This is a genomic window from Pseudohalocynthiibacter sp. F2068, from assembly GCF_023015645.1.
In the GTDB taxonomy this organism is placed as follows: domain Bacteria; phylum Pseudomonadota; class Alphaproteobacteria; order Rhodobacterales; family Rhodobacteraceae; genus Pseudohalocynthiibacter; species Pseudohalocynthiibacter aestuariivivens.
Genome location: NZ_JALKAK010000001.1, coordinates 66,023 through 87,974, shown reverse-complemented (window position 1 = coordinate 87,974; position 21,952 = coordinate 66,023). Strand labels below are relative to the sequence as shown.

At 51.7% G+C, this 21,952-nt stretch carries 19 protein-coding genes; 7 read left to right on the top strand and 12 right to left on the bottom strand.

Annotated elements, in window-relative coordinates:
• The first annotated feature begins 343 nt into the window (after positions 1 to 343).
• A complete protein-coding gene (locus MWU63_RS00415) occupies positions 344 to 1,477 on the top strand; it encodes a carboxylate-amine ligase (RefSeq protein ID WP_213888125.1) in 1,134 nt (377 codons plus the stop codon).
• A 74-nt stretch (positions 1,478 to 1,551) separates the two neighbouring features.
• Here MWU63_RS00415 and MWU63_RS00410 read toward each other — a convergent pair whose 3' ends face one another.
• From MWU63_RS00410 to MWU63_RS00365, 10 genes are all read right to left on the bottom strand, one after another.
• Entirely contained in the window at positions 1,552 to 2,388 is an 837-nt protein-coding gene (locus MWU63_RS00410; RefSeq protein ID WP_247076675.1) for an NAD(P)-dependent oxidoreductase, read from the bottom strand.
• A gap of 69 nt (positions 2,389 to 2,457) precedes the next feature.
• Positions 2,458 to 3,231: an aldolase/citrate lyase family protein gene (locus tag MWU63_RS00405; protein WP_247076673.1), complete on the bottom strand. Its 774-nt coding sequence runs from the start codon at positions 3,229 to 3,231 to the stop codon at positions 2,458 to 2,460.
• On the bottom strand, positions 3,231 to 4,451 hold the full coding sequence (locus MWU63_RS00400; RefSeq protein WP_213888128.1) for an FAD-binding oxidoreductase: 1,221 nt from the start codon (positions 4,449 to 4,451) through the stop codon (positions 3,231 to 3,233). The genes MWU63_RS00405 and MWU63_RS00400 overlap by 1 nt, the downstream gene beginning before the upstream one ends.
• The gene (locus MWU63_RS00395; RefSeq protein WP_247076671.1) at positions 4,451 to 6,160 is read right to left on the bottom strand and encodes a hydantoinase B/oxoprolinase family protein; all 1,710 of its coding nucleotides are present in this window, start codon (positions 6,158 to 6,160) and stop codon (positions 4,451 to 4,453) included. The genes MWU63_RS00400 and MWU63_RS00395 overlap by 1 nt, the downstream gene beginning before the upstream one ends.
• A gap of 9 nt (positions 6,161 to 6,169) precedes the next feature.
• Positions 6,170 to 8,248: a hydantoinase/oxoprolinase family protein gene (locus tag MWU63_RS00390; protein ID WP_247076669.1), complete on the bottom strand. Its 2,079-nt coding sequence runs from the start codon at positions 8,246 to 8,248 to the stop codon at positions 6,170 to 6,172.
• A 106-nt stretch (positions 8,249 to 8,354) separates the two neighbouring features.
• Positions 8,355 to 9,386, bottom strand: coding sequence for a LysR family transcriptional regulator (locus tag MWU63_RS00385; RefSeq protein ID WP_247076667.1), 1,032 nt, complete (start codon positions 9,384 to 9,386; stop codon positions 8,355 to 8,357).
• A gap of 2 nt (positions 9,387 to 9,388) precedes the next feature.
• The gene (locus MWU63_RS00380) at positions 9,389 to 10,984 is read right to left on the bottom strand and encodes a GMC family oxidoreductase N-terminal domain-containing protein (protein ID WP_213888132.1); all 1,596 of its coding nucleotides are present in this window, start codon (positions 10,982 to 10,984) and stop codon (positions 9,389 to 9,391) included.
• A 169-nt stretch (positions 10,985 to 11,153) separates the two neighbouring features.
• A complete protein-coding gene (locus MWU63_RS00375) occupies positions 11,154 to 12,827 on the bottom strand; it encodes an acyl-CoA dehydrogenase family protein (protein ID WP_213888133.1) in 1,674 nt (557 codons plus the stop codon).
• Positions 12,828 to 12,965: 138 nt separating this feature from the next.
• Entirely contained in the window at positions 12,966 to 13,601 is a 636-nt protein-coding gene (locus MWU63_RS00370; protein ID WP_247076665.1) for a ChrR family anti-sigma-E factor, read from the bottom strand.
• Between the two features lie 2 nt (positions 13,602 to 13,603).
• Positions 13,604 to 14,119, bottom strand: coding sequence for a sigma-70 family RNA polymerase sigma factor (locus MWU63_RS00365; RefSeq protein ID WP_213888164.1), 516 nt, complete (start codon positions 14,117 to 14,119; stop codon positions 13,604 to 13,606).
• A gap of 235 nt (positions 14,120 to 14,354) precedes the next feature.
• Between MWU63_RS00365 and MWU63_RS00360 the strand changes: the two genes are divergently transcribed.
• The 5 genes from MWU63_RS00360 (at position 14,355) to MWU63_RS00340 (ending at position 18,928) form a co-directional block, all read left to right on the top strand.
• Positions 14,355 to 15,635, top strand: coding sequence for an FAD-dependent oxidoreductase (locus MWU63_RS00360; protein ID WP_213888135.1), 1,281 nt, complete (start codon positions 14,355 to 14,357; stop codon positions 15,633 to 15,635).
• A complete protein-coding gene (locus tag MWU63_RS00355) occupies positions 15,632 to 16,387 on the top strand; it encodes a DUF1365 domain-containing protein (RefSeq protein WP_213888136.1) in 756 nt (251 codons plus the stop codon). Before MWU63_RS00360 ends, MWU63_RS00355 begins: the two co-directional genes overlap by 4 nt.
• Positions 16,387 to 17,544, top strand: a complete 1,158-nt coding sequence (locus MWU63_RS00350; protein ID WP_213888137.1) for a cyclopropane-fatty-acyl-phospholipid synthase family protein — start codon at positions 16,387 to 16,389, stop codon at positions 17,542 to 17,544. Before MWU63_RS00355 ends, MWU63_RS00350 begins: the two co-directional genes overlap by 1 nt.
• Positions 17,545 to 17,652: 108 nt before the next feature.
• Positions 17,653 to 18,216, top strand: coding sequence for a DUF3833 domain-containing protein (locus tag MWU63_RS00345; RefSeq protein ID WP_213888138.1), 564 nt, complete (start codon positions 17,653 to 17,655; stop codon positions 18,214 to 18,216).
• The gene (locus MWU63_RS00340; RefSeq protein WP_213888139.1) at positions 18,209 to 18,928 is read left to right on the top strand and encodes an SDR family NAD(P)-dependent oxidoreductase; all 720 of its coding nucleotides are present in this window, start codon (positions 18,209 to 18,211) and stop codon (positions 18,926 to 18,928) included. Before MWU63_RS00345 ends, MWU63_RS00340 begins: the two co-directional genes overlap by 8 nt.
• A gap of 288 nt (positions 18,929 to 19,216) precedes the next feature.
• On the opposite strand, the gene MWU63_RS00335 is transcribed toward MWU63_RS00340, so the two are convergent.
• Both MWU63_RS00335 and MWU63_RS00330 read right to left on the bottom strand, forming a co-directional pair.
• The gene (locus tag MWU63_RS00335) at positions 19,217 to 20,764 is read right to left on the bottom strand and encodes an alanine/glycine:cation symporter family protein (protein ID WP_213888140.1); all 1,548 of its coding nucleotides are present in this window, start codon (positions 20,762 to 20,764) and stop codon (positions 19,217 to 19,219) included.
• Between the two features lie 12 nt (positions 20,765 to 20,776).
• A complete protein-coding gene (locus MWU63_RS00330) occupies positions 20,777 to 21,214 on the bottom strand; it encodes a universal stress protein (RefSeq protein ID WP_213888141.1) in 438 nt (145 codons plus the stop codon).
• A 218-nt stretch (positions 21,215 to 21,432) separates the two neighbouring features.
• Here MWU63_RS00330 and MWU63_RS00325 point away from each other — a divergent pair, with 218 nt between their 5' ends.
• A complete protein-coding gene (locus tag MWU63_RS00325; RefSeq protein ID WP_213888142.1) occupies positions 21,433 to 21,909 on the top strand; it encodes an Lrp/AsnC ligand binding domain-containing protein in 477 nt (158 codons plus the stop codon).
• The last annotated feature ends 43 nt before the right edge of the window (positions 21,910 to 21,952 follow it).

Below are 21,952 nucleotides of genomic sequence, written 5' to 3'. Positions count from 1 at the left end.
AGCAATACAAACAGTTTAAGTTTTTCTGATCTTTTCTTTTAGCAATTCTGAAATTCTGTTTTCGAGATCACAGTTCTCGAATATTCCATCGGTTGAATGCTGAGAAGAAAATAATCTTCCTCAAAAACTAACAAAACTACAATAGACACCCACCGGAGTGTTTGATTTAGATAACAAATATTGTGAAAACTCGGTTCTGCATAAACCGGTTTGTCAAAATTCGGAAACACACGCAAAAATCAAGTCAGCCTGCTTGGCTGGTTTCATATTCTATTTGCCTTAGTCCTTGCCTGAACAGCGTCTTCCTGTTTTGCTGCCTAAACCACAAGAAAGGCATCGCAATATGAACGTCAAAGACCCGGAATTCACCATTGGCATCGAGGAAGAATATCTTCTTGTCGACGCCGAAACCTTGGATCTGGCTGTCGCACCAGACGGGTTGATGGAAGCGTGCAAATCCGACCTTGAAGGCAAGGTCAGTCCTGAATTCCTTCAATGTCAGATCGAAATCGGAAGCCAAGTCTGCCACACAATCGGTGAAGCGCGCGATGACCTGCGGCATCTGCGATCAACCGTTGCCAAACACGCTGACAAATTTGGGCTAAAACCTATCGCAGCTTCGTGCCACCCGTTTGCCGATTGGAAGGAACAGCACCATACGGACAAAGAACGTTACAATGATCTGCGACGCGACTTAGGCGGCGTTGCGCGACGCATGTTGATTTGCGGAATGCATGTTCATGTCGGAATCGAATCTCAGGAATTGAGAATCGATCTGATGAACCAGCTCAGTTATTTTCTGCCACACTTGTTGGCACTGTCGACGTCATCCCCCTTTTGGCAGGGCGACGATACCGGGCTTAACTCTTACCGGTTGACGGTGTTTGACAACCTGCCCCGCACCGGTTTGCCCCCAAAGGTTAACAGCTGGTCGGAATATGAGCGATCCGTCCAGACTCTGGTCGATATGAAACTGATAGAGGACAGCTCAAAAATCTGGTGGGACCTTCGGCCCTCTGCCCGCTTTCCGACGATTGAATCCAGAATATGTGATGTTTGCCCTCGCCTTGAGGTCACACTCACGCTTGCGGCAATCACCCAATGCGTAACCCGGATGCTATGGCGCCTGTCTTGCCGGAACCAACGATGGCGTCTCTATGATAACTTCCTGCTCGCGGAAAACCGCTGGCGCGCGCAGCGATATGGCGTATCCGAAGGGCTGATCGACTTTGGGCGGCGCGAAGTCATATCCTTTGAAACACTGATCGATGAACTTATCGAACTGGTGCGCGAGGATGCAGAGGTGCTGGATTGCGTTGCCGAAATCGAAGCGGCGCGCCAAATTCTAGCGAACGGAACGAGCGCAGACCAACAACGCGCGGTTCGCGATGCGGCATTACTGGCGGGTGCCTCTGAGAAAGAGGCGCTCGTGCAAGTCGTGCGGCATCTGACAGAGGAATTTCACGCGGATCTTTAACGAAAAACCAACTTAGAGCGAAACCGTTCTAGCTTCGCCAAAAACATGACCTCCGGCAAGCGACGATTTAAAGACTAGTTCGTTTTCTTGTCGTCCACGATGTTTAGTGCTGCCATGCCACTATTCCCAAGCTCAACAGACGCAAAGGGACCTCCGTGGCACATGTTTCCTGCATCGTGAATATCCAACGGTGGCGTTTCTGCAAAAATCTTCGCAGCAAATTGCTCTGCATTGTCCTTTGGCCGGTACCCGAGAAAACTGGCTTTCGCGTTGTCGACCGGCGCTCTGTCGTTGTTTGAAACACCATACACAACTGAAAAGCCTGTCACTGGCGTTGATATTGCACGTTCAACCAAATGGATCAGATCATCATAGGACAGCCAGCTTCCAACAGCACGCGCGTTTGTCACCTGTGCACATGACAGGATGCGTAGGCAAACCGCCTCGACACCTCGTTTATCCCAATAGAGGCTGGCCAGATCTTCAGCGAAACACTTCGCCAGGCCGTAAAACGTATCAGGGCGATGTGGGGCGTCCGTTCCGATAAATTCTGTTTTAGGGTGCATGCCAACGGCATGAATAGAGCTTGCATAAACAATCCGCCGCACCCCGTTTCTGAACGCTGCTTCCCAGATGTTGTAAGCCCCGATTATGTTTGGGCCAAGAATGACCTCGAATGGGGATTCATCGCCAATTGCCCCAAAATGGACCACCATATCCGCACCTTCAAGCAGCGGTAGTATTTCGTCGAGATTTGCCAAATCTGCGCGCACGTAGGTTTCGTCCTCGTAAAGTGTTCCGATGTCATCAACAAGGTCAGTACTAACCAGTTCATCGGCCATCTTTAACAGTGGTTCACGCAAATACGAACCAAGACGGCCAGCGGCACCTGTAAGAGCGATCTTTTTCATTCGATGTGCACCTTCTATTTTTTCTTGTTTAACATAAACTTGCAATGCATACTTCATGTGATTCATACATCACGACAATTCACCCTGCACCTGCGCCAGCAGGTCATCAGCGGCGTTTGCCAGTAACGGGGTATCTACTCCACAAGCAACAAATGTGAACCCGTCGTTAAGCAGTTCAGCGGCAAACTTCGGGTCAAGCACCAAGGTACCAACTGGAACGCCCATTTCTATCAACTTTTTTGCTGCCGGTTTGATGATGCCCCATACTTCGGGGTCCATTGGTTTGCCAACCTTGCCAAGGTCAGCCGCGATATCAGCCGGGCCAAAGAATATGCCACTCACACCATCCACGGCAGCAATCTCTTCCGCGCGGCCAACTGCGGCTGCGGTTTCTAGCTGCAGGATCACTGTGGTTTCATCCTCCACCCGATCTACATAATCGGTGACTCGGCCAAATTTGGTTGCGCGGGTTCCCCCGCTTACACCGCGAATTGCACGCGGTGGATAGCGAGTCGAGGCCACGGCTTTTTCAGCTTCCTCGACCGTCTGTATCATGGGAAACAACAACCCCGGGGCGCCGAGATCAAGCAGACGTTTCACCTGAACAGGATCATTCCAGTCTGGTCGGACAATCGCGGTTGTTTTAGTTGCTGCAAAAACCTGCAACTGCCCCAGAACTGAAAAGAAATCATTCGGGGAATGCTCAATGTCAACCAACACCCAGTCATAACCAGAAGACGCGACAACCTCTGCCGCGAAATTGCTGCTAAGGCTTATCCACAGACCGATCTGTTTTTTCTTTTCGCGGATTGCGCGGGTAAAAGGATTTGCCGCCAGTTTCATCAGATCACAGCCTTTTCTTCGAACGGCTTATTTTGCACAATTCTCTCAAAACTAAATGGCGAAAGATTAAGCGAACGATACTCTCCATAGGCAATCAGTTCTGCGGTGCCCCGCCCCATTGCGGGAGATTGCTGAAACCCGTGCCCGGAAAAACCATTCACAAAAATAAAATTCCCGACCTCGGTATGCGGCCCGATTATCGCGTTCTGATCCAGCGTGTTGAAAGAATAATGACCTGCCCAGGAATTGATCAGCTTAATCGCTTCAAACTGCGGAACACGTGTTGCGATGGTGGGCCAGACCTTTTCCTCCCAAATGCTGAAATCCTGAACGAAATCATCATAGTCGACCGCCGGATCGTCGTCCGGTGGACAACCCGCCAGGTAATACGCCCCGTCCGTTCGCATATGTACACCAGACGGATCAATCGTAAGTGGCAGATCACGATCAAGCGGCTGTTCTGCATCAAAGATAAAGGTGTAGCGTTTGCGCGGTTCCACCGGTATTTCGATGCCAGCCATCCGTGATGTCAGAACGGCACGCGGCCCGGATGCGTTTACGACAGTGCCACAAGTCACCGCGTCGCCGGATTTCAGGGTAATACTCTCAACGCGTGTACCAGCCGCGTTTTTGGTCATCGCGACAACTTCGTTTGTCAGGTATTCAGCGCCCTTTTCGCGTGCTGACCGCTTCCACCAATCAAAAAGGGTGTTGCCATCAAAGTAACCCTCATCAATCAGGTTGTGATTGCCGCCAATAATGTCATCCAAATAGTAGAATGGATAATCACATTTGATTTCTTCAACGGTCATAAATTTGGTGCCTGCGCCACATGCGGCCTGCAGTTTTTGGTTTTCCCGAAGGATATTTGCAAAATCTTCGTTGTCCGCGAGGTACATGTATCCGTAGCTCTGCAAAGGGACATCTGGCACACGTGGATCATCCCCCATGAATTCGCGAAAATTTTTCACGAACTCGGCTGCGAACTGTGAGATACGCACGTTTATTTCATTTGAAAATTGCTGCCGCATACAGCTGTTCGTGTGCGATGTTGACGTAAACTCATAGGTCGGGTCTTTTTCAACCACCAGAATGGAACCGTCAAAATCGGGATTGTTGGACAGGAACCACGCGACAGACGACCCAAGCATCGCGCCCCCTACAATCACAACGTCATAGCTGCTCTTTTTTGGGGTTTCCAATTTCGCATTTTGGGCCATCAGACAACTTCCCCCCGTTTCACAGCATCTAATACTGAGTTTATCTCGTCATCGCTCAGGCCGTAGTCGTTCCTGGCAGCTTCAGGCGAAATATACCCTCTGGCAATATCCCTGCGAACCAGCGCGGGTGCACGTTCTTTTGCATTGCCGTACCCCGCCCCACCCGGAAACGCGAGCATGACCCGCCGCCCGTGTGGCACAAACTGCTTGCCTTTACCTTTCATCGGGGTGCCATCGTCCTGCGCTATTGTGGTCGGGCTTCCGTTTTCGCCGCCCTGACGGCCGCGCGCGGGGTGATCTACCCGATCAAACATCGCCTGAAAGTCAAACTCGTGCCCTTCGGCTGCACCAACTTCCATGTACTGCCCCAAACCCCCGCGATACTTGCCTGCGCCACCACTGCCGGGGCGTAGTTCTTTGCGCCATATGATGACGGGGCCTGTGTGTTCTGTCGCCTCGACCGGCATCGTCATGACACCTGAAGGAAAGGCAGTTGCATTAAGCCCATCTGAAGTGGGGCGTGCCCCCGAACCACCTGAATTGAATGTTAAGACTTCTGCCCGGACGGCTGTATCTGGCGCCATCTCGTCAGTCCGCGGGCGAAGCGAAACCTGAAAATTACACAGGGTCCCTGCCCCTTCGGCCGGAACCGTATCTGGCAGAATCTTATCAAGTGCATCGTAGACCGTGTCGGGGATCATATGACCGATCACATGCCGAAGCGCCACGGGTGCCGGATGAAGCGCGTTGACGATAGAATTCTCCGGGGCGGTCACCTCAAACGGTGCAAGCGAAGCCGCATTATTCGGAATTTCCGGCGCGATGGCGCATTTTAACGCGTAGCAGGCGTAGGCCTTGGTATAGACCAAAGGCACGTTAATCCCTTTCTTGTCTAAACCCGACGTTCCGGTGAAATCACAAGTGATTTTGTCCGCAAAGATTTCGAGTTTCACCTTCAGATCAATCGGTTTGCTGTACCCGTCAATAGTCATCTCACCCGTGGCCGACTCGCGCGGTAGCGCTGCAATCCGCTCAATCGTCGCGCGGTGTGAGTTTTCAAGAATAAATGCAACAATACCATTCAGGTCTGCTAAATCAAACTCAGTCATCATCTCGACAAGGCGGCGATGCCCAATCTCGTTACAGGTCGCAAGCGCGTAGATATCTCCGACAAGCTGATCGGGTTCGCGCACGTTGCCCCGAACAATTTTTATCAGTGTCTTGTCAACTTCGCCTTTGTTGGCGAATTTCATGATCGGGATGTAAAGCCCTTCTTCATAAACCGAAGCGGCATCCGCCCCAAAGCCCCGACCACCAATGTCAACGATATGCGCTGTGCAAGCAAAAAAACCAACGAGGCTACCTTTGTAAAAGGAAGGGGTAACTACCGTGATATCGTGCAGGTGGCCCGTACCCTCCCAAGGATCATTGGTGATATAAACGTCGCCTTCAAAGATGTTATCGCGACCAATTCGACGAATGAAATGCCCAACCGCATCTGCCATGGCATTCACGTGACCGGGTGTCCCTGTAACCGCCTGCGCCAGCATCTGACCTTCTGTGTCATAAACACCAGCCGAAAGATCGCCCGCTTCGCGCACAGAAGTGGAAAAGGCCGTGCGAACAAGGGCCTGTGCCTGCTCTTCAACGACTGAAATCAGGCGGTTCCACATGACCTGATTCAAAACTGTTGTTGATCTGTTTGTCATAGTATCCCTCTACGCTTTCGCGACAACATCAACACAACCATCAGGCTGCATGATTGCACGACGGCTGACCGGAAGGATGATCGTTGTCTCATCTTCCGTTATCGCGGACGGGCCTTCTGTCGTTTGCCCAGGTAGCATGTCTTTGCGCAAAACGACCGAAGCGTCGACCGTTTCCCCAAGTGCCGAATCAAACATCCTGCGGCGGCTGTGGCTCTTTGCTTCTGAACCCTCTGCAGCCGCCCTGGTCACTGCGACTTTCATTGGCGGTGTTGTGGCGTTCACAGCCCAAACTGTAATTTCAACGTCCATACCTTCGACAGCACGACCAAACAGCGTCACATAGTCCTGTTCAAACAGATGCTGAAAGGTTTCCGCGTTTGGGTTCATGGCTTGCTCTTCAGTCAGGATGATTGGAATTTCCCAACCCTGACCCGTGTAACGCATGTAGACCTTGAACTCTGAAAGGATATCGGACTCTGCATCACAGGATCGCACAAAGCTTCTGGCCTCGTTCTGTAAATCAGAAAGCAGCAATTTGATCACATCCGGCTGAAAATCCGATAGTTTCATATAGACGCTACGGTTCGCCTCAAAACTGAATGGTGCCCGAAGAAATCCGATCGCTGATCCAACGCCTGCCCCCGGTGGAACAAGCAACCGTTCAACACCCAGCTTTTCGCAAAGCCGGCCTGCGTGAAGCGGTGCTGCCCCGCCAAAGGCGATCATCGTGTAGTTCGCTAAATCTTCACCGTTTTCGACGGCATGCACACGCGCAGCGTTTGCCATGTTTTCATCAACAACCTCCGCGAGGCCAAAGGCCGCTGTTTGGGCATCCATATCCAGTGGTTCGCCAAGAACCTTTTCCAGCGCTGCCGCTGAACTGGCCATGCTAAGCGAAATCGACCCCCCTGCAAAATTATCCGGATCAAGCTTTCCCAAAACAAGGTCTGCGTCCGTTACAGCGGGTTTGTCACCCCCTCGCCCGTAACAGGCTGGCCCGGGCTCTGACCCGGCAGATTCCGGCCCGACACGGATTTGGTGCATCGCGTCAACATGCGCGAGCGAACCGCCGCCTGCCCCAATTTCCACCATATCGATCACAGGGATCGAAATTGGCATACCGGACCCTTTCTTGAAACGGTAGGTCCTTGCCACTTCGAACACCCGGCTGGTTTTAGGGGTTTGGTTTTTGATCAGGCAAATCTTGGCTGTGGTGCCACCCATGTCAAAAGACAGAACCTTGTCCAGACCATATCGCGAGGCAATGTTCGCGGCAAAAACGGCGCCACCTGCGGGGCCGGATTCAACAAGACGCACCGGAAATTCAGCGGCACTTTCAATTGAAATAATTCCGCCGCCCGAATGCATCAGGAAGATTGGGCATCTCACACCCTGTTCCTGAAGACGCCCTTCCAGACGCCCCAGATAACTTTTCATCAAGGGTTTAATAAAAGCGTTGGCAACGACCGTGTTGAAACGCTCATATTCGCGCATCTGCGGGGATACTTCGCAGGACAATGACACCATAGTATTTGGCATTTTCTCAGCCAGAACGTCGCGGACAAGTTTTTCGTGCGTATCATTCAGATAAGAATGGATCAGCCCAACCGCGATGCTTTCAAAGCCCGCTTCGCGGATTTCATCAACCAGCGCTTCAATGTCAGGACGGTTCAGAGGGATCAGAACTTCACCCTTCGCGCTGATGCGTTCCTTCAACGTGTATCGCGCCTGGCGCGGTAGCAACGGCTCCGGCAGGGTCAAATTCAGATCATATTGCTCAAAGCGAGACTCTGTGCGCATCTCGATCACATCACGAAAGCCCTGCGTTGTGATCAGCGCAGTCTTTGCGCCGTGCCGCTCTATGAGGGCGTTTGTCGCAAGCGTCGTTCCGTGGATGATCTGCTTGATCGCTGAGGGATGGATACCCGCTTTATCGCAGACCTGCGTCAACCCATCGATGATCGCATCTTCGGGCGCGGTGTATGTCGTAAGAACCTTGGTTGAAAACTGTTTTTCGCCAACCTCGAGCACGACGTCGGTAAAGGTGCCGCCGATATCAACGCCCATACGTACTGATGGTTTTTTCATTTACAGACTCACCCAGCTTTTCAAGAAGTGTATACTTCAGGGTAAGACAGCTTTATAAATAAAATCCAATTATTTTGTTGAATTAATAGGATAAGAAAAATCTATCCTACTTTTTTTTGTTCCTATGCTTTTTCTGTTCGAAGTCGTCGATGAATCTTGTCGCGACTTCGTTCGCAATACTCGCTGCTGTTGCAACGTATTTTGGTGATTTCTTGGTATCATAACGCGCAAGGAAACGCAGGCTTTCGGGAACCCATTCATATTCGATCTGACAAAGCTCACCAGAAGCAAGTTCACCCGCGACCATAACTTCCGGCATGGTTGCGATGCCCATTCCGTTCATCGTCATGTGAAGGCACGCCGCAAGGTTGCTGGAGGGTACCAGACGCGCAGAAAGATCATGGCGAGAGGCAAAATGTTCGGTGACTTCCAGAAAGGACTGCGTGTCGCGTGAATGGGTCAGAATCGGATAACTCGCCAGATCATTCATCGTGACACGCGTTTTGGAATTCAAACCTATCGCGGGCGAGGCGACCCAAATCATGGCGTAAGTTCCAAGGTCTTCGCTGCCGCTGGTCATACCTTTGAAAGGACCGTATTGCAGCGCGAGGTCAATCGAGCGTTCAAAAAGTTCTTTTTCCAGATTGACCGAAAGATCCACCGTCAGTTCAACGACAATTTTTGGAAATCGTTCTTTCAGGGTTTTAAGAAATTCGCGCAACCAAGTGTGCACGACCATTTCGGTAACACCTAGCCTTAGCACACCATCAAAAAGTGCTGCATTGTTTGAGGCCTCGATCATATCTTCCGTGGCACGAAGTATGCGCCGCGCGTGTTCCAGCAATTCCTGACCTTTGGTTGTCAGTCGCACAGAGCCTGCGTCGCGTTCCATAAGTTTTACTTTCAGAACGGCTTCCAGTGCTGAAATTCGTGCTGAAATATTTGGCTGCGTTGTGTTCAGTCTTTCGGCGGTTCTGCGAAAGCTTCCGAGATTGGCAACCCAGACAAAGGTCTCAAGCTGTTTAAGGTTAAGCTGCAAAATACCGGTCCTTTGTGTTGCGGGTTCATGTCTCGCGACGAGATGGATAGGTATCCAGATATAGCCCGCTAAAGCACGATTGCGCAGTTCGGTTCGCAACCTTACCCCTTCAGGATCAGGTCTGATGCTTTCTCGGCAATCATGATCGTTGGCGCATTGGTATTGCCCGACGTGATTGTCGGCATGACTGACGCATCGACAATACGCAAGCCCCCGATACCGTGCACCCGCAGATCTGCATCGACGACAGCCTGCGTATCACTTCCCATCTTGGCTGTTCCGACCGGGTGAAAAATGGTTGTCCCTATATCACCGGCTGCGCGCACCAGATCATCGTCATCATAATCCGGTCCGGGGCGCATTTCTTCCGGGTGATATTTTTGAAATGGCGCTTGTGACACGATGTTACGGGTCAGGCGGATCGCCCGTGCGGCGACCAACCTGTCGCCTTCTGTTGACAGGTAGTTTGGCGCGATATGGGGATGCGCAAACGGGTCAGATGACTTCAGACGCACCTGCCCGCGGCTTTCTGGCCTTAGATGGCAAACGCTTGCGGTAAATGCTGGAAAGGGGTCCAAATCCTCGCCAAACTTTGGCAAGGACAGCGGCTGAACGTGATATTCCAGATCCGGGGTTTCCAGCGATGCATCCGATTTTGCAAAGGCCCCAAGCTGACTGGGCGCCATCGACATTGGCCCGCTGCGCCAAAGCGCGTATTCGAGGCCAATCATCGCCTTCCCCCAAAGCGTGCTGGCCTTTTGGTTCAATGTCTTCACGCCACTTACGCGGTAGGCACATCGCAGTTGCAAGTGATCCTGAAGATTACCGCCTACACCCTCCAGATTATGCGCGACAGTGATCCCATGTTCCTTGAGATGCGCGGCTGGGCCAATGCCTGACAACATCATCAACTGCGGCGACCCGATCGCGCCAGCCGACAGGATCACCTCTGCGTTTGCGTTCGCAATGCAAGGCTGATCACCCTGCCTGAACCGGATACCGGTTACTTTTCGATCTGCCACAATCAGGCCTTCAGCTTGCGCATTTGTCAGGACAGTCAGGTTGTCCCGGCCTTTTGCAGGGCGCAAAAACGCCTTTGATGTGCTCCACCGCCAACCGCTGCGTTGATTGACCTTAAAATATCCCACACCTTCGTTGTTGCCACGGTTGAAATCGTCGGTGCGCGGTATGCCCGCGGCCTCGCTCGCATCAGCGAAGGCATCCAGAATTTCCCACGACAACCGCTGTTCTTCAACGCGCCATTCCCCGCCCGCACCGTGCAGCTCATCTGCCCCGGCAAAATGATCTTCGGATTTCCTGAAATACGGCAAGACATCATCCCAACCCCAGCCAGTATTGCCAAGTTGTCGCCATCCGTCATAATCCCGCGCTTGCCCGCGCAAATACAGCATACCGTTGATCGACGAGCAGCCCCCGAGCAGGCGCCCACGCGGATACCCGATGGAGCGGCCGTTCAAACCTTTTTCAGCCGCCGTTGAAAACATCCAGTCTGTTCGCGGATTGCCGATGCAGTAAAGATAGCCCACCGGGATATTAACCCAGATGTAGTTGTCGTTGCCCCCCGCTTCGAGCAACAAAACCTTGTTGCGCTTATTGGCGGAAAGCCTGTTGGCAACAACACATCCGGCGGAACCTGCCCCCACAACGATATAGTCGAATGATCCGAAGTCTTTCATCCCGCCCAGCCTTTACATTTTACTGCACAAAGTTGGCACTGACCAATTTCTGCAACCAGAACGTCACCTCGCCTGAGTTTAAGCAAAGAACTGGAAAACCGGATGCAATTCAAGCTCAGACAACAAAAATAAATGTAAATTTCGAAAGGGTTAGCAAGACAGCGAAGGTTCAGCACGTTTCGCGACCCAATGCGCGACTTATAATGGCATCAGTATCGCACCCCTTCGGCAGCGTTCCGAAAGCGCCGCGATAGCCCGGGGCAAGACGAGACGCGCAAAACGCCTCTGCCACTTTAGTCGGAGCATGTTGGGTCAGCAAAGCGCCCTGCAGCGTCAACGCTATCATTTCCGTTATGGTGCGCATCCGGCTTTCCATCGCGTCCCGGTCATCAAATTCTGCGCGCAAGCGATCAATCGCACTGTCAAGGTTCTGGTCATTGCCACGCGCCTTTTCCAACTCGTCTAAAAGTGCAGGAACCGCATCCGCCTCGCGCGTGATCGCGCGTAAAACATCCAGCGTGACAACATTTCCGGACCCCTCCCAGATGGAATTTAGCGGTGCTTCGCGATAGAGCCGCGGCATGATGCTTTCTTCGACATAACCGGGGCCGCCATGACATTCGAGCGCCTCTGCAACAAGACCGGGGCAGCGTTTGCAGTTCCAGTATTTAGCAACAGCCGTGCCAATTCTGGCCAACGCCCCTTCTGCGGTGTCACTTGCATGGTCCATCGCACGTGCAACACGCAGACCCAGCGCAAGTGCCGCCTCAACCTCTAGCGCCATATCTGCAAGCACGTTTTGCATAAGCGGTTGCTGAATAAGACGCTTTTGAAACGCACTGCGGTGTGTCGTGTGATGCAAAGCCTGCACAAGCGCCTGTCGCATCGTCCCTGCGGATGCCATTGCGCAATAGATACGGTTGCCGGTAACCATCTCTATGATGGTTTGAATGCCACGCCCTTCCTCGCCTAGCATTTCACCGTAAGTGTCCTGAAACTCCATCTCGGTTGAAGCGTTTGACTTGTTGCCAAGTTTGTCTTTCATTCTCTGAATGAACAGGTTGTTGCGCGTACCATCAGGCCGCCAGCGCGGAACAAGAAAGCAAGAGATGCTTGCGCTTTGTGTTTTTGCCAGCACCAGGAAAGCGTCACACATCGGTGCCGAACAAAAAAACTTGTGGCCCGTCAGCAAATACGCCTGACCTATGCCTTCTTCCCCGGCCGGCGCAGCAACGGTTGAATTGGCCCTTACGTCAGAGCCACCCTGTTTTTCCGTCATGAACATCCCGATCATCGCACCCGTTTTCTCGGGTGCCGGTATGTCGCGTGCGTCATAATCCGTCGACAGGATGCGCGGCATCCATTCTGCTTTGATGGATGGGGTGGTGCGCAAGCTTGGTACCGCTGCATAGGTCATTGCCATTGGGCACATGACACCACCTTCGACCTGGCTGAACATATAGGTCAGCGCCGCCTGCCCCAGATGGCCGGCATTCCCCTCGTTATGCCATGCAAAATTATGCATCTGGGTCGAGACCGCAAGCTTCATCAGGTCGTGGTAGGCCGGGTGAAATTCAACCTGATTTATCCGCATCCCGTAGCGGTCGAATGCGCGAAGTTCTGGTCCGAAACGGTTTGCCTGATTGGCTTTTTCAAAGATTTCGTCCGCCCCGCACAACGACCCGACACGGGCCATGTGTTTCTCATGGGAACCACCGCCCTGAACGTCAAACCAGTCACGCAACGCAGTGTCATCCACCCAGAGACCCTGATCCCTCATATGTGGTGGCATATTCGTTACGTCATGTGTCGGCAGGCGTGAAATTGGATCGCGGGGTTTCATGATGGGTCCTCCCGCCAAAAGCTTAGCGGCTGCCCTGCCCTGTGATCAAATCAAATTCCACGCCTCATTTAAAAGTGTTCTGCACGCGTAAAACGCGCCAGAGCTTCTGACAGGTTTTTAACTTGCTGCGCTGCACATTCATATCCGAAAGACAGGCTGCAAAATTCGCGGAACCAAACCTTTGAAACGAAGCGGCGCATCGGTCGCCGCAAGGCAAATGCACGGCGCGCCCGCATCAGCAATTGGTGTGTGCTCGAGGTCCTGATTAGCAACTTCCAGATCACCGACCCCGTAACGGCCGGTTTCGTCACTGAAACTTCCTTGCAGGACCAAAGTAAGTTCAAGTCCATTGTGGCTGTGATCAGGCACAGCCTGGCCCGGCGGAATAAACAGAAGCCTTACACTGCCATCCTGTCCCGCACTCAGAATGCTCTGGCGCACCCCCATTCCAACGCGGCGCCATCGCGGTGCTGCACCTTTCAGTGCTTCCATTACTGGGCCCGGATAAACACCGGACCTTTCATAGACCGGTTTCTGCTTGAAAGGCGCATCCAACTGATCAAGTATCCTGACTTTCAGATCATCTGACACCGGTTCGTCAGGCAGGCTTTCCAGAATTGCTCCGCCTGCCGCATTATGCGCCTCAAGCCCTGCCCGGCACTCTGTACACAGCGAGATATGCGCAGCGACAACCAATGCAAATGGATGCACGAGCAACCCTGTCGCATAGGCTTGCAAAAGCGATTCAGGGATATGATGATTGATATCAGCCATAACTATCGTATCCCCCTTAACTCGTGTCGTAATTTTTCAAGGCCAAGCCGAATTCGGGACTTGATGGTCCCCAGTGGCAATCCGGTCAGCTCGCGAATATCTTGATGGGACAGTTCGCCCAGGTAAGCTTGTTCAATCATAGCGCGTTGCTCTGGTTTGAGGCGTGATATCGCCTTTTTAAGGTGTTCGGCTTCCTGTTCTACAGCGAGGATTTGACCTGCGTCGGGTTCATCTTCAACTTCGTAGTGCAGCTCTTCGGGAACCGGTTTGTTTTCTTTTCGCATGACGTCAATCTGGCGATTGCGAGCGATCTGGTAGATCCAGGCAGATACCTGTGCACGCTGCGGATCAAACTGATCGGCCTTGCGCCAGACGGTCAACATGACGTCCTGTACGATATCTTCGACCTGTCCCCCTTTGGCACCTGACCTGATTGCAAACCCTTTCAGCCTTGGAGCAAAAAAATCGAACAAAGCAGCAAAAGCTGCCCTGTCCCGATTGTCACGAACAGCCAGCATCAATGTCGTCTGTTCGGAAAACTGGACAGTCGACTGATTAGACACGTTTGCTTTGTCCTTATAAAGGCGAATACCCGCTTTATCCTCTAATATTTGAGGCCTGTATGCAGGTGGAGAAGGGTCATGTGTTAACGTCAGCATACACACATTACGGCCACCGCGAAAAGATGGATCAATTTTTGATCTGTTTTATTTTTTGCGCCGTAATAGTCTTGAAACACCCGACGGAGATAAAATGTCCCTTGACGCAACACCACCACAGCCTCAGCGCATCGCCATTATTGGCGGGGGTATCTCCGGCCTTGCCGCCGCTTATCTGTTAGCACCACATCATGCCGTCACAGTTTTTGAAGCAGCGCCGCAATTTGGCGGTCATGCCCGAACCGTGATTGCAGGCAAAAACAATGACCAGCCTGTTGATACAGGGTTTATCGTTTTCAACTACGCGAACTACCCGCATCTCACCCGTATGTTTAACGAACTGGACGTACCCGTTGCCAAAAGTAGCATGAGCTTTGGCGCCTCAATCGACAATGGGCGAATTGAATACGGGCTTCAGAATACGCGCGCACTGCTCAGCCAACGCAGAAACATGCTGCGCCCACCTTTCATGCGCATGGTTCGGGACATCGTGCGGTTCAACAACCATGCCGAAGCCATGGCAACGGACGATAGTGCAACAATCGGAGAGTTGATGGATGAGCTGCGCTTGGGCCAGTGGTTTCAAAAATTCTACCTGATGCCCCTCTGCGGCGCTATCTGGTCGACCTCCCCGGACCAGATAAGAAGCTTTCCGGCGCGCGCACTGGTTCAGTTTTTTCGCAATCACGCGCTTTTGTCGACTTCCGGGCAGCATCAATGGTGGACCGTTGACGGTGGCAGCATCGAATACGTGCGTCGGTTAGAGCGGCACTTACGCTCCAGAAGTGTCGTTTTGCGCAAAAACACACCTGTGAAAGCTGTTTCACGCAATGGAATTCAAAGCCATATCATTTGTGCAAATGCGCCGATCCAAAACTTTGACCACGTCATTTTTGCGTGTCACTCAGATCAGGCACTGCGACTGCTGGAACGCCCGACAATAACGGAGCAATCAGCACTCTCTGCAGTCAGGTTTCAGAACAACCAGATGATCTTGCACTGCGACACAGCGCAGATGCCGCAAAGAAAGGCCGTCTGGTCAAGCTGGGTTTACAAAGCCGACACAACCCGGCCCGAACCCGCAATTGGTGTAACTTACTGGATGAACCGGCTTCAGAATATTCCCGAGGCTGACCCGCTGTTTGTTTCGCTGAACCCGTCGCGCGACGTACCCGAGCAGTTGATTTATGATCAAAAAACCTTTCGCCATCCGGTTTTTGACAGTTCGGCGCTGGCTGCGCAGCAGGTGCTGCGAAACATTCAGGGTGCAAACAACACATGGTTTGCGGGCGCGTACACCCGGCACGGATTTCATGAAGATGGTTTTGCAAGCGCGGTGCGCATCGCGCGATCTATAGAACGGCAGTTTGCATGAACATGTCACCCGAACATATCCCCGGATTCACAACCCATACGCGGTTGGGACAAATCAAAAATGCCTTTCGCTATGGGGTTGATTTTGTGTTGATCGCCCCTGAATCGCGATGCGGGCCCGTGCTTTTCTCTCGGAACAAATTCAATCTGGCATCTGTTCATGACAGCGCGCATGGCGGGACGCCTAACAATGGGCGTGGTGCTGTCTGGGCCCGGGATGTTCTTGCCAAAGCTGGTTTTGAATTCAAAAACGGGCACGATTTGCTTTTACTGACCCAGCCGCGCTTTCTAGGATATATATTTAACCCGGTCAGTTTCTGGCTTGTGATGGAGGGGAATGATCTTCTGGCGGCAATCGCGGAAGTGAATAACACCTTCGGGGATCGCCACAGCTACCTATGCCACCTTCCTGATTTTGCACCCATTTTAAAGACTGACAAACTGCACGCAGAAAAAGTTTTCCACGTCTCACCGTTTCAGGAAATTGCCGGTGACTACACCTTTACATTCGACATTCAACCGGACCGGATCGCGATCCGGATTATTCATCGAAACGGGCCAGAAGGCGTAACGGCAACCCTGACAGGACCGCGTACACCTTTAACGAACCTATCAATACTGCGCTCAAACCTGCGGCGCCCCTTTGGAGCGATACGCACAATTGTGCTAATTTACCTGCAGGCCATACGGCTGAAGCTTAAGGCGGCGCCTTACCGAACCCGTCCCGCACCACCAAAAGAGGAGGTTTCCTAATGCTGTTTTTGACCAAACGCGTGAAACACGATTTTCTCGAAACTTGCGCACAGATATCCACGGGCAGCCTGCGACTGCACACCCCGGAAGGTGAAATCTATGACTTTGGAGCCGGCGCACCCGATGCCGAAATGCAAATTCACGACTGGTCCGTTGTAACAGCGGCGGCCGCACGTGGGGATATCGGCCTTGGTGAAACCTATGTTGCCGGTCTTTGGGACACCCCGAGCATCGAAGACATGATCAAGGTCGCGTTGCTTAACCTCGACCAGTTCCAGAACTACGCCTACGCAGGATTCTGGAACAATCTGAAATTCCGCATGGTCAATCATCTGCTGCGCGCAAATTCAACCAAAGGCGCCTCCCGCAATATTCGTGCGCATTATGATGTTGGAAACGAATTTTATCAGCTATGGCTCGACCCTAGTATGACCTATTCTTCAGCTTTGTTCAGCCCGGATGACACTGATCTGTATCGCGCGCAAAACCGAAAATATGACCGAATTCTTGGGCAATTGGGACAGGGCGAAAAAACCCTTGAGATAGGATGTGGCTGGGGTGGTTTTGCAGAGCGGGCAGCCGAAACCGGGCGTGAAGTAACAGGCCTTACAATATCGCCAAGTCAAAAAGGCTATGCAGATGCACGCCTTGATGGGCGTGCTGAAATTCGCCTTCAGGACTATCGCGATTGCAAAGGTACATTCGACAACATTGTGTCGATCGAAATGATCGAGGCGGTTGGCCAGTCTTATTGGCCAACTTACTTCAAAACCCTTAAAGATCGCCTTTCTGAACAGGGCAAAGCCGTCGTACAGGCTATCACGGTATCTGACACTTATTTCGACATTTACGCGAAAAGCTCTGATTATATCCGGCACTACACCTTCCCCGGAGGTATGCTGCTGTCAAATGCAGTGATTTCTGAACAGGCGAATCGCGCGGGACTTCGGGTGCGAGAAAGTTTTTCCTTCGGGGCCGACTATGCCCAAACATGCCGGGCGTGGACAGAACGTCTGGAGGCACAGTCCGCACGGATCATGAAGCTCGGACATGACGAGAGGTTCATCCGGAACTGGCGCTATTATTTGGGGGTCTGCGCTGCGTCCTTCGCCGTAGACCAAACAAACGTTGTTCAAGTGGAGTTGGTACATGCTTAAAGCGAGTCTTCTAACCGTATTAATTCTGATCGCCGTGCAACTCGAACATACACATCGCACCGCAAACATCCCCGGCAACTTTGCCATTCAGAGCACAGGATAATCACAATGGCATTGGAGCTGATTTCAGCGGCTTTTGCCGCAGTCGTACTTGTCTATGTGATAAGCAAGAAGCTGGGCTTCTCTGCGCAATCACCGCAAGATTACAATGCAACGTCACCCGCATTTGACCTGCGGAAACATCTTTCAGGACCAATCCTGTGCGAAGGCATCATCTATGGCCCTATGGGGCGCGTCAATTCGCGTTTCGTCGCCGACATGAACGGCGTGTGGGATCGGGCAACAGGAACTTTGACAGAGTCATTTCACTATTCCAGCGGCAACACACAACTTCGCAAGTGGAATCTGACAATAGGAAACGACGGATCGTTTAGGGCAACCGCTGACGATGTTATCGGAACAGCAGACGGCATACAAAGCGGCGCAACCGTTCGCATGCGATACCGCATTCGGCTTCCCGAAGACGCTGGCGGCCACGTGCTGAATGTAACGGATTGGATGTATCTCATGGAAAACGGCAGCATCCTGAACAAGTCGGAAATGCGGAAATTTGGTGTAAAAGTTGCTGAACTTGTCGCTACTATGCGCCCGGCGAATGCCTTGAATGTTTGACGGAAAAAAATACTGGATCATCGGCGCGAGCGAAGGTCTGGGGCGTGCTCTGGCCAGCGAAATGTCGAACTCAGGGGCGTCTGTCATCTTGTCTGCCCGAAATGAAGAGCGGCTTATTGAGCTTGCAAAAGAACTTCCGAACGCTTCAGTCTGCGCCCTTGACGTCACGGACGAGGCTTCCATTAAATCGGCGGCAGAGCAAATAGGCCAGTTTGACGGCGTTGTGTACTGTGCCGGGTTTTATGAACCAGTCAAAGCAACGGATTGGAACAGCGCCGCTGCGGTCACAATGGCTGATGTTAATTTTACAGGTGCTTTGCGGGTTCTAGGGCAAGCTGTTCCAAAACTCTTGGAACAGGATCAGGGCCATATCATTCTTATCGGCTCTCTTGCCGGATTCAGGGGGCTTCCCGGCGCAATTGGTTACGGCGCCAGCAAAGCCGCACTTATGCATCTGGCCGAAAACCTTCGGGCAGATCTTAAACACACTAAGATAAGCGTTCAATGCATGAACCCCGGCTTTATAAAAACCCGCCTTACCGAGAAGAATGATTTTAAAATGCCGTCCATCATGACCCCGGAAACGGCCGCACGACAGGTTGCGAATGCAATAACGAATGGCCGGTTTTCAACGAGCTTCCCAGCACCATTCGCGTGGCTTTTTCGCATAGGGCGGTTCCTGCCCCTCTCCGTTTTCCAAAGACTTTTCTAATCTGCCTTAGGTAATAACACTTTCAAATCGCAACGAAAAAGAAACTCGGGCATTTTTCTCAAAGTTGTGCGTTGGTTGGGGCATAGGTGCGGCTGGTTTGTTCAAGGTTTCTTGATAGGCATTGCCAGACAGAACAGAAATAGCCGTGCCACGGGTGCAGAATTTGCTCTTTCAGGCCGAAGGGAGCGGAATTCACATTTACTGTGCATACCCTGCCGTTCATGCCGGCAGTTTGCGACAATTCCCGTATGTGACAAGGCGGCAATCTAGCCGCCTTGTCACTTAATTTTAGTGTGTAAACTTCTTGATTTCGCCAGATGCAAGCCGCGCTACATATGACAGAAGCTCTTGCTTGACGAGCTTCATCAGGAAGTAAAGCGCTGTGATGTTTACGACTGCCATCGCAAATATCGCAGCATCCGAGAAATCGATCACAGGACCAAGATTGGCGGCCGCGCCGATAACGATGAAGACACAGAAAATGACCTTGAACACCAACTCGGATGTTTGACCTTCACCAAACAGATAAGTCCAGCTTTTCAACCCATAGTAGGACCATGAAATCATCGTGGAAAAGGCAAACAACACCACAGCCACAGCCAGAACATAGGGGAACCAGCTAAACGCCGATGCGAAGGCCGCAGATGTCAGCGCGACACCCGTATTCCCGTCGACCGTTGCGATATGCGCACCGTCAAGTACGTAAAGCCCAGTAGCCGGATCCGAGATAAGTTGACCCGATATGGTGATGACAAGCGCTGTCATCGTGCAGATTACGACCGTGTCAATAAATGGTTCGAGCAAAGAGACAAAACCTTCAGTTATAGGCTCTTTCGTTCTTACCGCAGAGTGCGCGATTGCTGCCGACCCAACGCCTGCTTCGTTTGAAAATGCAGCACGTTTAAAACCCTGGATCAAAGCACCGACCATACCACCAGCGACGCCCAAACCAGAGAATGCACCACTGAAGATCTGACCAAAGGCCCAGCCGATCTGATCGTAGTTCATCAAAATGATAACTAGCGATGCACCAACGTAGAGGATACCCATGAAAGGAACGACTTTTTCAGTAACCCGCGCAATGGATTTAACACCGCCGACGATGACAATGAACACGACAGCAGCAAAGATCACGCCCGTAATCCAACCTGGATACGCACCAGTGATACCTGAAATCTGAGCATGTGCCTGATTGGCCTGAAACATATTGCCGCCACCAAGGGCGCCAAGGATACAAAAGATCGAAAACAGGATCGCGAGTATCTTACCTCCAGGCAGCCCAAGTTCAGAAAAACCCTTGGAAATGTAATACATTGGCCCGCCTGAAACGGTGCCATCTGGGTATTCGTTTCGATATTTCACACCAAGCGTACATTCGGTGAACTTCGAAGCCATTCCCATCAAACCGGCAAGGATCATCCAGAATGTAGCACCCGGTCCACCAATGCCGACTGCAACAGCAACACCTGCGATATTTCCTAAGCCAACAGTGCCCGAAAGCGCGGTCGCCAGCGCCTGAAAGTGGCTGACTTCGCCCGCATCGTTCGGGTCGGAATAGTCGCCTTTGACGAGCGATATCGCGTGCTTGAAGAACTTAAGCTGCACGAATGAAAAATAAATCGTGAAGACCGTAGCTGCTATAACCAGCCACATAACAATCCATGGAAAACTCGTGCCTGGAAACGGTGCGAAAATCAGGTTCACAAATGGCCCGGTAAAGGCAGCAAATGCTTCGTTCACTTTTTCATCCAGGGTCATTGCCTCTTGCGCGACTGCTGGGCTTACGAGTGCACTTGCCGTCCCGAGGGACAGCATAACTTTTTGATAAAATTTCATTATTCTGTCCTCTTAACCTACGACCGTAACGGGTACATTTGCGTGCATTACAAGATTTGCAGTTGAGCTACCAAAAAAGCGCTTTATAAGCCCGCTTTCGGTAGATCGACCAACAACAATCTGCTCGGCGTTTTCTTCCTCAGACAGATCATTCAAAGTATCAGCAACGTGACCGTGTCTCACAATGCCCTTAGCGCTGAACCCTGCCTTCTTCAGTGAAGCAAGCGCAGGATTGATTACGCGATCCATCGCAGTTGAAATTTCTTCCTCACGCCGCTTGTGCCGTTCCGCATTCTCTTCGGGTGTTTGGAAAGAGTAAGGTGACCATTCAATCACATAAACAACCACAAGCTCACAGCTTCCGATCACTTTTGCAAGTTTTGTGGCATAGGCCAAGGCGCGCTCGCCGGACCCATGCCCATCCAAACCAATCATTATTTTAGACGTCATTTTGCGTTTCTCCTGTCAGATGTCCCCGTATCGATTCTCTCTCGGGAAAGACACGTCCTCCATTATTTTCGAAGGCCGAAACCAGAATCGGGAATACTATATCGTTGTCCTTGTCTTCCAACCTCGATCATAGTCTTTTTGACTGGTAATAGTGCCTAAATTCAGCAATTATTCGGTGTAATTCCCTTTAAGTAGGCTAAAAATAGGAAAAAAGACTGGTGACTAGGGCTTTAGACGGTATCGACAAACGAATCTTAGACGAGCTTCAAAAGAACGGCAGACTGTCGATTGTTGAGCTTGCAAGCAGGGTAAACCTAACAAAAACACCCTGTTCAGAGCGTGTCAGACGTCTAGAGAATTCCGGGGTCATAAAAGGTTATTGTGCAATACTTGACCCGGCCAAAGTCGGCATTAATCACGTCACGATTGTTCATATCACCCTGGCGCAAACCAGCGACAATTCACTTGATGAATTCAATGAAGCCGTGAAAGAGATTCCGGAGGTGCAGAGTTGCCTGATGATCGCCGGACAATTTGATTACGTTCTAAAGGTGCGGACAAGGGATATCACTCATTTCCGAGAAATCTTGGGAGAACATATCGGGAAGCTCCCCGGAGTGATGCAGACACACTCATTTGCAGTCATGGAAACTGTAAAAGAAAGTGACGAAATCCAAATGATGACGGATTCGTAGCCATTTTGAAGACCCATAAAAAGAGCTGGATCGTTCTCTGAGG

Coding starts and splice junctions, on each gene's coding strand:
- MWU63_RS00415 (WP_213888125.1), top strand. CDS start 344: ATGAACGTCAAAGACCCGGAATTCACCATTGGCATCGAGGAAGAATAT.
- MWU63_RS00410 (WP_247076675.1), bottom strand. CDS start 2,388: ATGAAAAAGATCGCTCTTACAGGTGCCGCTGGCCGTCTTGGTTCGTAT.
- MWU63_RS00405 (WP_247076673.1), bottom strand. CDS start 3,231: ATGAAACTGGCGGCAAATCCTTTTACCCGCGCAATCCGCGAAAAGAAA.
- MWU63_RS00400 (WP_213888128.1), bottom strand. CDS start 4,451: ATGGCCCAAAATGCGAAATTGGAAACCCCAAAAAAGAGCAGCTATGAC.
- MWU63_RS00395 (WP_247076671.1), bottom strand. CDS start 6,160: ATGACAAACAGATCAACAACAGTTTTGAATCAGGTCATGTGGAACCGC.
- MWU63_RS00390 (WP_247076669.1), bottom strand. CDS start 8,248: ATGAAAAAACCATCAGTACGTATGGGCGTTGATATCGGCGGCACCTTT.
- MWU63_RS00380 (WP_213888132.1), bottom strand. CDS start 10,984: ATGAAAGACTTCGGATCATTCGACTATATCGTTGTGGGGGCAGGTTCC.
- MWU63_RS00375 (WP_213888133.1), bottom strand. CDS start 12,827: ATGAAACCCCGCGATCCAATTTCACGCCTGCCGACACATGACGTAACG.
- MWU63_RS00370 (WP_247076665.1), bottom strand. CDS start 13,601: ATGGCTGATATCAATCATCATATCCCTGAATCGCTTTTGCAAGCCTAT.
- MWU63_RS00365 (WP_213888164.1), bottom strand. CDS start 14,119: ATGCTGGCTGTTCGTGACAATCGGGACAGGGCAGCTTTTGCTGCTTTG.
- MWU63_RS00360 (WP_213888135.1), top strand. CDS start 14,355: ATGTCCCTTGACGCAACACCACCACAGCCTCAGCGCATCGCCATTATT.
- MWU63_RS00355 (WP_213888136.1), top strand. CDS start 15,632: ATGAACATGTCACCCGAACATATCCCCGGATTCACAACCCATACGCGG.
- MWU63_RS00350 (WP_213888137.1), top strand. CDS start 16,387: ATGCTGTTTTTGACCAAACGCGTGAAACACGATTTTCTCGAAACTTGC.
- MWU63_RS00345 (WP_213888138.1), top strand. CDS start 17,653: ATGGCATTGGAGCTGATTTCAGCGGCTTTTGCCGCAGTCGTACTTGTC.
- MWU63_RS00340 (WP_213888139.1), top strand. CDS start 18,209: ATGTTTGACGGAAAAAAATACTGGATCATCGGCGCGAGCGAAGGTCTG.
- MWU63_RS00335 (WP_213888140.1), bottom strand. CDS start 20,764: ATGAAATTTTATCAAAAAGTTATGCTGTCCCTCGGGACGGCAAGTGCA.
- MWU63_RS00330 (WP_213888141.1), bottom strand. CDS start 21,214: ATGACGTCTAAAATAATGATTGGTTTGGATGGGCATGGGTCCGGCGAG.